The organism is Endozoicomonas sp. ONNA1 (assembly GCF_024606325.1).
Taxonomy (GTDB): Bacteria; Pseudomonadota; Gammaproteobacteria; order Pseudomonadales; family Endozoicomonadaceae; genus Endozoicomonas_A.
This window is the reverse complement of sequence record NZ_JAHHPN010000533.1, coordinates 1-10,684: the sequence shown is the minus strand read 5'-3', so window position 1 is coordinate 10,684 and position 10,684 is coordinate 1. Positions and strand designations below refer to the sequence as shown.

Sequence of the window (10,684 nt, the reverse complement as noted above, 5' to 3'; positions counted from 1 at the left end):
CCTCAATTTCTTGCAATCCTCGCTACGGACGCTTAAGTCCGACAGGCTGCTAGTATCCGAAAGATGGCTTGTTTGGAGACTCCATGTCTTTTTTGCGTCGAACTCTCGTTATGAGAGAGTGTTCCCTTGTGGTTCAAAAAAAATGGCCGCAGCCAAAAGCTCTGAATGATAACTTAAGGCGCGGCCTAATTGGCAGGAGTCTCAAACGCTTAATGCGATATGTTTATGGAAAAGGGGGCAGGATATACCTGCCGATGGATGATCAGCTGGGAAGGAACTCCTTGCCCCAGCCAGTACCTGCAATTCGACGCTCAATCATTGACTCAATAGACTCACTGTCATAGCCCATTTCAGCTAACACTTCCCTGGTTGATTGGCCAAACCTTTCAGCAGGCGTGGCGGCTACGATAGCTGACTCTGTGGGTCGAATGGAATAATGATCGATCTGTGTGATCTGATGACCGCTGGGATGCTCTGGATAGATCGAAAAGGCAAAGCTACCCAAGTCGGTACCTGCTTTACCATCGGCAACACGTCCATATTGCTCTCTGAGATGTTCAATAGCCTGTGGAATGGCCGAAGCCACATCTACCCTGTCCAGCGAGGACTTCCAGTCAACGGCCGGGGCTGTTTTAAAGGCTTCTGTCAGATAATCTGAGAGATTGTCAGCCGTTACTACACCTTCGAGACCCTCTACCTGACCCAGTCTGCCCAGCTCAGTGTCATTGCTGTCCAGATAAATCCATCCTTCCTGTGTTTCATAGAAGTGAGACAGGGCGTTATAGCCCAGAGCCTGTCGACCTGAAGGCTCGTTGAACGGAGCTCTTCCCTGATAGTCAAAGGCAAAGGGAATTTGTGCCAGGTTGGTGACTGCAGACAATGATGTTCTTGCCCGGGTAGGCTGACCCGTTTTCTCGCGGTGATAGAGAGCGACAGCCATAGCCAGTCCACCGGAGAAGCCACAGTTTACGTCCAGTGTGCCGAGGTGGGCGTGTTCTTCCGGAGTCTGAGGGCCACCGAAGCGACTCATAATGCCGCTGTTGGCCTGAATGATGTCGTCATAACCAATGTAATTGGTTTTTGGACCGGGCAAAGGACCGCCTAAACAATCCAGACGACAGAAAAGAACGCCCGGGTTAATGGCTTGCAAAGATTCGTTGTCCAGACCCAGAGGCTTCATCTGGCGTTCAGGAGCATTGATAACCACCATATCCACTGACTTGACCAGTTTGTTGAATACCTCGCGTCCTTCTTCAGACAGGATGTTGACCAGAGCGCTACGTTTACCAACGCCGGTCTGGAAGGTAAAAAGAGTACCAATGAGAGGATCATAAAGAGGGGTGACCGGGTCCAGCTTAATCACTTCGGCACCAAAGCGTGCCATAAAGGCTGTAGAGTGTGGTCCGGCAATAACATTGGTCAAATCAAGAATTCGAAGTCCGTCCAGCCAGTGAGCGGGGGCTTTCTGCTTTCTGCGAGCGGCAAACCGACTCTGGTCATCTTCATTCGTGACTGTATTCAGTTCAAAAAGGGCTTCTTCGTAGCTGACATGCTTGCGCGGATTGGGAGTAACCATTTGCTCAGCAAACTCTTCAAGCCATGCAATGGGGCCAGGTTGTTTCATCAGACCATAGACGGGGTCATTCACCTCAACGATCAGGCCTGACTGGTTGGTGTGCTCATCATTCACCCACTCCCGGGTTGTTCTGTGAGGAGCGCCCGGAATCTGTCCTTTACCGAAAATCTCTCCCCACTCTTGCGAGGTTCTGGTCAGGAAGACTTTCTTCATTTTTGCTGAGATGATGTCAGCCCATTTCTTCGGTAATGGATAGACGCCTATGGACGTTTCACCATCCCACTCCCTAATGGGCAGGTGCAGGTCTTCAACATCCGGAAGTCCCTCAGCCAGTAATTCTTCATAAATACCCAGAGCCTCCAGGCAACGGCGAGCATGATTACGGTGAGATGGGCATACGCAATAGAACATACGGCCATCGGCGCATTTGTAGGTTCGGTAGAAGGGGTCCAAATACTCCTGAAGCTCTTTGTAACCAAGATCCATGGAAATGTTGTTGCTCCTGCGATGCTCAATTTCATGCTCACGCATTGTTTTGTAGCGCTCTGGCAGTCCCTCGACCACGTAAGAGTTATAGGATAGGCCTTCCATCATGGCGGCAATGATAGGGACTTCAATGTGATCGCCTCTGCCGGTTTTTTCTCGGGCGTTAAGTGCCAGAACCACTGAACTGGCAGCCAGCGATGTGGCATAGGAAGATGCCAGAGGAAGAGGAGAAAAGCTCGGGTTCAAACCCATCAGGATGCGGTTGAATCCCATATCTGTGAAGGCACCAGCAGTAGCTGCAACAACTGCTTCAGTGGCTTTCCATTCTCTTCTCAAATGGTCATTACTGGCAAAGCCGGGAATGGACAGTGAAATCAGATCCGGGCGCGACTCTCTCAATTGCTGAAAATCAATGCCCAGACGTTTCATAACGTCGGGTCTGAAGCTCTCAATGATGATATCGGCTTTTTCAATCAGTGACAGTGCCCGAAGCAAGCCAGACTCAGTTTTCAGGTCAAGCCTCAGGCAGAGTTTGTTCCTGTTTAGAACAGCATTGGCGGGATGGTCCCATTGAGGACCTTCTGGTGGATCAACATGGACGACGGTTGCACCCAGATCGGCCAGCACCATGGCAACAGCCGGACCGGCAATTTGCTGGCCAAAATCAACAACCCTGACACCATTCAATGGCAATTTATTCTTATTGTGCATCTGGTAATCCTGTTAAAAAGAGGCGGCGTTTTATTAAAATACGGTGCGCTCATTGCACGCGTTTATGCCTGAAAAATGGTATGAATGGATGGCACGATCGACCAGCAAAAAAAAACACCCCTGAGACCTTATTTTTTTTATTGCTGAAAAAGTGCTTGCCATTCTTACCGTAACTTAAACGAGAGTTGATTCAAAATAAACTGGCTGATGTCGAGCTTTAATGGGCATTTCCGAATTGAAAGGTGAACTCCTTCTCCGTCTAGCTATAAAAATAATGTGGTCTCAGGTATCTATTTTATTGTTTCTCATTTTTTTTCCAGCCACTGATAATGGTGGCGCGCTCCGATATGCAAGTCACATTTGATGATGTTCCTGAGGGTAAATACCTCACATAGAAGGTTGAAAATGAGTAATAAAAATAAAAATATATTAATTCTCATGGATCGAAGCTGTGAAAGCCTCTGGGAGCACTCGCTCCCCATCGCTGCGGATCTGGCCAGCAGTCACCATGAAAAGTGTTCGGTCATGGTTCTTCGTGAACCCAAAAAGAGCAAAGCATAATGAATAATAATAATACGACGTCGTATGCTGGCTTACTCGCGGGAGCCAATCCAGTGATGGCCGTTGGTTCCGCATTGTTGGTTCTGGCATTTATTGTTTTTACCGTTGCTGATCCTGAATACGCCGATGGCATTTATTCAGCGGCAAAAAACTTTATTGCTTCGGATCTGGGCTGGTATTACATAGGGATAATGTCTTTTTTCCTGTTTTTTTCTATCTGGCTGGTGTTCAGCCGCTATGGAGATATTCGTCTGGGCAGTGATGATGACAGACCGGAATTCAGTAATTTCACCTGGTTTTCCATGTTGTTTGGTGCTGGCATCGGTATTGGCATTCTATTCTGGAGTATTGCCGAACCGATTTACCACTTTCAAAGCAACCCGTTTATCAGCGAAGACGAGGCTATGACGGTAGAAGCGGCTCAGGTTGCCATGAGAATCTCAATTTTTCACTGGGGTTTGCATGGTTGGGGGCTGTTTTCTGTGACTGGTCTGATTCTGGCCTACTTTGCCTATCGTAAAGGGCTTCCCATCACTATCCGCTCAAGTCTCTACCCCATCTTCGGCGACAGGATTTATGGACCTATAGGTCATGCAGCTGACCTGCTGGCAGTATTCGGAACCGTTTTCGGCATAGCTACTTCACTGGGACTGGGTGCACAACAGATGAACGCCGGGTTGGGCTATCTTCTGGGCATAGAAGTGTCCACCACTCATCAGGTCATCCTGATTGCAGTTATTTCGGTAGTGGCAACTCTTTCAGTATTGACCGGGTTGAACAAAGGCATTCGAATCCTGAGTGTTTTCAATATGCATCTGACCATAGTCATTTTGGGGCTGTTCGTTATCTTTGGTCCAACTGCCTACCTGCTGGGTGCATTCTTTACCAATACCGGTGACTATCTGTTGAATGCCGTTTCCCTGGGGTTGTGGGTTGATCCAGAGCCAGATGCCCAATGGCAGGGATGGTGGACCATCTTCTATTGGGGCTGGTGGATTGCATGGGGGCCTTTTGTCAGCATGTTCATTGCCCGTATCTCCAAGGGCCGGACCATTCGCGAATTTATTCTTGGTGTTCTTGTGGCACCTACGACACTGGCAGCTTTCTGGATCACTATATTTGGCAACAGCGCCTTTTATCTGGAGCTTTACGGTGACGGCGGTGTTACAGAGGCTGTGAACAAAGATATCACTACTGCCCTGTTTACCACTCTGAAACTGCTAATTGAGAGTGAGCTGATGTCTGTGCTGATGGCGAGCATCTGCACCATCATGCTGGTGACTTATTTTGTGACCTCCGGGGACTCGGCGACTCTGGTGATTTGTACCCTGGTGTCTATGGGGAGTGACAATCCGCCCGCCCGGTTCAGAGTGTTCTGGGGCCTGGTGATTGGTGCCTCGGCAGCCGTTCTACTGTACGCCGGTGGTCTTAAGGCTTTACAAACAGCCTCTATCGTTGCGGCACTGCCATTCTCGATCATTCTGCTTCTTGCCACCTATGGTCTTATCAAAGCCCTGCGCGAGGAGGCTTTACCAGGTGGGGAGGGTTACGGGGTCTCAATGGCAAGAGATGGACGTTCCTGATAGATATGGACTGTGAGCAAGATTTGCACGGTCATTTCAGTCGATTACAAGAGGTTTGTTATGTCTACACGAGTGATTTTGCCCCGCATCATGCAGGTGGGGGCGGGGGCCAGCCAGGCTCTTCCTGATGTACTGGCCAGTTTGAGTTGTACAAGGCCTCTCATTATTACTGATGCCATGATGGTTCAGCTGGGTTATGTCCAGATACTGCAGGACTGTCTGACAAAAAACGACATTGAGTCCAGTGTTTTTGCAGATACCGTACCGGAACCCACCGTCGGCTCCATACGGGCGGGTGTTGAAATGGCCAGGCAGGAAAACTACGACTGTATTGTCGCTCTGGGTGGAGGTAGTCCTATCGACAGTGCCAAGGCAATAGCTGTACTGTCATGCCATGGCGGTGAAATGCGGGATTATAAGTTCCCAAGGATCATGGATCAGCCCGGACTGCCGGTGATTGCCATACCCACCACTGCCGGTACGGGCTCTGAGGCCACTCGAGTCACCATTATCACGGATGAAACCTGCGACGAAAAAATGCTCTGTGTCGGGGCTGCTTATATGCCGACAGCGGCACTGGTGGACTATAACCTGTCTTTGAGTGTGCCTGCCCGAACGACAGCAGACACAGGTATTGATGCACTGACCCACGCCATGGAGGCCTACGTCAGTAAAAAAGCCAGTTTATACAGTGACAGTCAGGCTCTGGAAGCCATGCGCCTGATTGCACCGAACCTTCGAACTGCTTATCACAATGGCAAGGATGAAAAAGCCCGCGAAGCCATGATGCTGGGCTCAACTCTGGCGGGTGTCGCCTTTTCCAATGCTTCGGTGGCTCTGGTGCATGGTATGAGCAGACCTATTGGCGCTTTTTTCCATGTTCCCCACGGCTTGTCCAATGCCATGCTATTGCCGGCTGTGACTAAGTATTCAATTCCCGCTGCGCCTGATCGCTATGCTGACTGTGCGCGGGCTATGGGCGTCGCTGAACAGGGAGACACTGATGACGTAGCAAACCAGAAGCTGCTGATCGAGCTTAAAGCTCTGAATGACGAGCTTTCAGTTCCCGGTCCACAGGAATTTGGCATTGATAAAGATGCATTTTTTGATGTGCTGGACATCATGGCATTACAGGCTCTGGCATCCGGTTCACCGGCTAATAATCCCAGGGTGCCTGACGCAGAAGAGATTAAAACGATTTACCAGCAGCTCTGGGACTAAGCCAAAACCAAACAAGACAGTCGCGAGCCAAGAAAACCATTTCTGATAATAACAAGAGAGTGAAAAAATGAACACGATTGGCCACTTGATCAATGGTAGTGAAGTCAATGATGATATACGTCATCAGGCGGTTTATAACCCGGCAACCGGACAGGCTGAAAAGCAGGTTGCTCTGGCTTCCAAAGCTAGAGTAGAAGAGGCGGTTGCCGCCGCAGAAGCAGCTTTCCCTGCCTGGAGAAACACGCCTCCGATAAAGCGTGCCCGCATCATGTTCCGGTTCAAGGAACTCCTCGAGCAGAATGCCGAACGTATCTGTGAATTGATCGGTCAGGAGCATGGCAAGATCTCCCACGATGCCATGGGGGAGCTGCAACGCGGTATTGAAAATGTTGAATATGCTTGCGGTGCGCCAGAGCTGTTAAAGGGAGAGCACAGTCGCAATGCCGGACCTGGCATTGATTCCTGGAGTGAGTTTCAGCCTCTGGGGGTTGTTGCCGGGATCACTCCCTTCAACTTTCCGGTCATGGTGCCACTTTGGATGTACCCGATGGCCATTGTCTGCGGCAATACCTTTGTTTTGAAGCCTTCCGAGCGGGTACCAGGTTCAACCCTGTTCGTGGCTCAACTGCTGCAAGAAGCCGGTCTGCCTGCAGGTGTCATGAATGTTGTCAATGGTGACAAGGAAGCTGTGGATACACTGCTACATGATGAAAGAGTCCAGGCTATCAGCTTTGTTGGATCTACCCCCGTCGCTGAGACTATCTACACGACAGCGACAGCTAATGGCAAAAGATGCCAGGCATTGGGTGGTGCCAAGAACCATGCGATCGTAATGCCGGATGCCGATATGGACAATGCTGTTAATCAGCTGCTGGGAGCAGCTTTTGGTTCCTCCGGCGAGCGCTGCATGGCATTGTCTGTAGCCGTTGCTGTGGGTGATGAAGCGGCCGACCAGTTGGTAGGCAAGCTGACAGAAGCCATGCAGTCCCTGAAAGTGGGTGCATACAACGACAGCTCAAATGATTTTGGACCGGTCATTACCCGACAGCATCAGGAAAAAGTAGTCGGTTTCATTGACAGTGCCGAAGAGCAGGGAGCCGAGATCGTGGTTGATGGTCGCCAGCCCGATGTCTGCGGCTATCAGGAAGGTTACTTTGTCGGTGGTACACTTATTGACAGGGTAACGCCAGAAATGACCAGCTATCAGAACGAAATCTTTGGCCCCGTCCTGCAGGTTGTCCGAGTCAACAGTATGCAGGAAGCCATGGATCTGATTGATCGTCATGAATACGGTAATGGTACCTGCATCTTTACCCGGGATGGGGAGGCCGCTCGTTATTTCTCCGATCACATCAGGGTAGGAATGGTGGGTATCAATGTGCCTTTGCCAGTGCCAGTGGCCTATCATAGCTTTGGTGGCTGGAAGCGCTCACTGTTTGGTGATCTCCATGCTTATGGTCCGGATGCGGTGCGTTTTTATACACGTCGCAAGACCATTACCCAGCGCTGGCCTTCAGCGGGTGTCCGGGAAAGTGTACAGTTTTCGATGCCCACCATGAAGTAAGCAGAGTTGAGGTAATAGCCCCGGAATCAGTTTGATTACAGGTTTGTTACAAAAAATGAACTGTCTTTCGGATGTTTGGGAATAATACTGCAGGCTCTCGCCCTGCAGTGATTATTACAGTGAAGAAGCGACTACCCCCACTGAACTGGCTGCGCTCCTTTGAGGCGTCTGCCCGACTGCTCAGCTTTACCCATGCAGCCAATGAATTGAATCTTACCCAGGCTGCGGTCAGCCAGCAGGTCAAAGGTCTTGAGTCTCAGCTTGGAGTAGCCCTGTTCAAGAGGCTTCCCCGCGGGCTGGAATTGACGGAAGCCGGTATGGCTTATCTTCCCGCTGTTCATGAAGCAGTCAGCTCGCTGGCCGTGGCTACGGAAGAGCTGTTTGGTCAGGGCAGGGACAGATTGCTGACTGTCAGGGTGAATCTGGTCTTTTTTACGACCTGGCTGGCTCCTAGAATGGGCCGTTTCAGAGAAGAGTTTCCTGAGATCGGCATACGTTTTACCAGTAATATCTGGGCGGAGGACAAGGACAGGGAAGCAGACCTTGAAATACGTTATGGACGGGGCGACTGGCCGGGTCTTAAGTCTGATTGTTTAACAGAGGACGAGCTCTTTCCTGTTTGCAGTCCGGTCTTGGCCAGAGGGCTGCCACTGCCCGATTGTCCGGAACAGCTATCAGGTCATACCCTGTTGCATGTCATTGGTTATGAAGAAGGCTGGGGGTACTGGTTCAAGCAGCTGGGTTGTGAATTCCACGAAAACTCTTCAGGCATGCAGTTTGATACCCTGATTACAGCACTGGAAATGGCGAAGTATGGTCAGGGTTTTGCACTGGGCCGGACGTCACTTGTCGCAGGAATGTTGGCCAGTGGTGAGCTGGTGGCGCCATTGCCGCAGAGAGTCAGGACTTCTGAGGGATTCTATCTCACTGCTCCTGCCCGTCAGTACCTGCACCCCAAGGCAGAAATGTTCAGGAGCTGGCTTTTGGAAAATAGTCGTAGCAGCAAAGTGTCGTCATCAAAGAGCCAGTTAAATGAAGATACGAAGGTGGTTGATAGTGTAGATTGATTGACCCTGTCTCCCAGTGCTTACAGCGCAAGCGCACCTTGGCTATTTCCTTAAAGCAGGCCCAAGCCCCGGGTCATGCTTTGCGGTTTTACTGTGAGCTCTACAATGTAGCCATCCAGGAGCTTTGGAAGCTCAAGCTGGTTGGGAAGGCTGCGTCATTAGATTAGGCTGTTGAGGGGGAGGTTAGTGGGCCTGTCGATGCTGTTATGAACTTTTCTAGAAGAATTTGGCTCCAAGTATGTATGTATCTTTATCAAGGAAGGGTTAAAGCATGGATTCATCTATCAAACCAATATTAACTGTGTCAACTATGGCATCGTCTCAAACGGTAGATGGAACTGCATATTCTCCTGTGACAATAGATCCTTCCAGTAAAAACCTTCTCGTTAAAAGTGATGATGAATTAAAGCCAAAAACATTGGGGGCAAGAAAAAAGATAGAGGAATATTCTGTTGAAAGGGTGCATAGTTCTCCTTTACATAAAAAAATAGTTGATCAACTTTTGTGTACTCAGTCTGATTTAGATGTTGATGTAGTATCCTATCAAACAATGATAGACTCGCTTAAGTTTTCAGGGATAGACACTTGGGAACAAGTTGAAAGTTTGAATTTAAGAATAGTACCTCCCGGGCCTGTATTTCATACATGGTGGGCTAAATATGGCACAGGAATCTTTGATGGTAGTAATAACCCAGAGCATATTAAAGGTTTAAACTATGTTAGGCGAATTGAAGAGCAAGCTGAAAAATTAAAACAATGGGATGTGCCTGTGTTTATTGTATATCTTGAAAGAGATATGCAGGAGTCTGAATTGATAAAGATGAGGACTTTATTTAAAAAGCATGAAAATATAATAATGCTCAGTCTAGAGAAAGATCTTGATTTTCTTAGTGACTGTAAATATTGTCTCGAAACCAATAGTTCACAGCTGATCGATGACGTTCGTTGTGTAATATGTAAAGAATTTCCTTTTGTTTTAAGTGCAGTAAAAAATAAAGCAAAAGAAGAATCTAAGTTTGAATATATAAAAAGGCTAGAATTAATGAAAGGAAAAAGCATAATATATTCAGATATTGATAATACATTCATACGTAGACCTCTGTATCAAATAGCAGCAAATGGTTTCAGGCTGGGCAGTGTGGTTTCTAATAGATTTAGGTTTGTTAATTCTTTTCATAGTGATCATGTCCCTTCTAGAATTGCTCGTCATATCAATTATTTTTTGCATGAAGGATTCTATTGCGAAAAAATGCAGCGTTTTAACTCTGATTACTTACTGAAATCAGCTGACTCACTTTATGAATATCTTTCAAGTGGTGAGGCATTTGATAGTTATAAAGAAATGGCAGGTTCTTTAGATTTAAACAAATGCAGCATATTTGGAAACGACATTGGATATATAATTATGGATCAAAAGGCTTTGGATAGAGGTGAAAAGCTTTTTACCGGTTTATCCGGTTTAGAATGGATAAACGCTTTTGAAAATAGGCAGCCACTTGACTTCAGAGTTGAAAATCTGCTCGGTTTACAACAAATTAAGCAGTTGCATTATGGTAGAGACGGAACATGGAGGCATGAGCCTCCGCCCCGTTAGAGGTGCACTCTCACGGGCACGTTTTTTTCCAATAAGTCAGTCAAGTGGGTATTGATATTGACAGAGCTGCTTCGATGTGTGCGGAGCATACTGCTCCAGAAATCCCATAGTTAACTGCGTTGGATATTGTGAGTATTATGCCTGGGCCAGTAATTGCGATGGTCAGTGATGCAACAAATATGAATAGAATTGTCCATTGTTCACTCGTTATGTGTGGGGTTTGAACTTTTTGGTCATCCCCTGACTTGCAGGAGAAACAAGTTTGTAGCCTAGCAGCCTGTCGGACTTAAGCGTCCGTAGCGAGGATTGCAAGAAATTGAG

The 10,684-nt window shown here is 48.2% G+C and carries 7 protein-coding genes; 6 read left to right on the top strand and 1 reads right to left on the bottom strand.

Going from position 1 to position 10,684, the window contains the following annotated elements; all coding sequences use genetic code 11:
- Window positions 1-262: 262 nt before the first annotated feature.
- Window positions 263-2,773 (bottom strand): CoA transferase, encoded by a 2,511-nt coding sequence (locus KDK19_RS12250; RefSeq protein WP_257292075.1) that lies wholly within the window; start codon window positions 2,771-2,773, stop codon window positions 263-265.
- Between the two features lie 405 nt (window positions 2,774-3,178).
- Between KDK19_RS12250 and KDK19_RS12245 the strand changes: the two genes are divergently transcribed.
- From KDK19_RS12245 to KDK19_RS12220, 6 genes are all read left to right on the top strand, one after another.
- Complete coding sequence (locus KDK19_RS12245; RefSeq protein WP_257292074.1) at window positions 3,179-3,334, top strand: hypothetical protein; 156 nt, start codon at window positions 3,179-3,181, stop codon at window positions 3,332-3,334.
- Entirely contained in the window at window positions 3,334-4,917 is a 1,584-nt protein-coding gene (locus tag KDK19_RS12240; protein WP_257292073.1) for a BCCT family transporter, read from the top strand. The genes KDK19_RS12245 and KDK19_RS12240 overlap by 1 nt, the downstream gene beginning before the upstream one ends.
- A gap of 60 nt (window positions 4,918-4,977) precedes the next feature.
- A complete protein-coding gene (locus tag KDK19_RS12235) occupies window positions 4,978-6,138 on the top strand; it encodes an iron-containing alcohol dehydrogenase (protein WP_257292072.1) in 1,161 nt (386 codons plus the stop codon).
- A 67-nt stretch (window positions 6,139-6,205) separates the two neighbouring features.
- Window positions 6,206-7,702 (top strand): CoA-acylating methylmalonate-semialdehyde dehydrogenase, encoded by a 1,497-nt coding sequence (locus tag KDK19_RS12230; protein WP_257292071.1) that lies wholly within the window; start codon window positions 6,206-6,208, stop codon window positions 7,700-7,702.
- Window positions 7,703-7,773: 71 nt separating this feature from the next.
- Window positions 7,774-8,769: a transcriptional regulator GcvA gene (gene gcvA, locus KDK19_RS12225; protein WP_257292070.1), complete on the top strand. Its 996-nt coding sequence runs from the start codon at window positions 7,774-7,776 to the stop codon at window positions 8,767-8,769.
- Between the two features lie 271 nt (window positions 8,770-9,040).
- Window positions 9,041-10,363, top strand: coding sequence for a hypothetical protein (locus KDK19_RS12220; RefSeq protein ID WP_257279725.1), 1,323 nt, complete (start codon window positions 9,041-9,043; stop codon window positions 10,361-10,363).
- Window positions 10,364-10,684 lie beyond the last annotated feature (321 nt).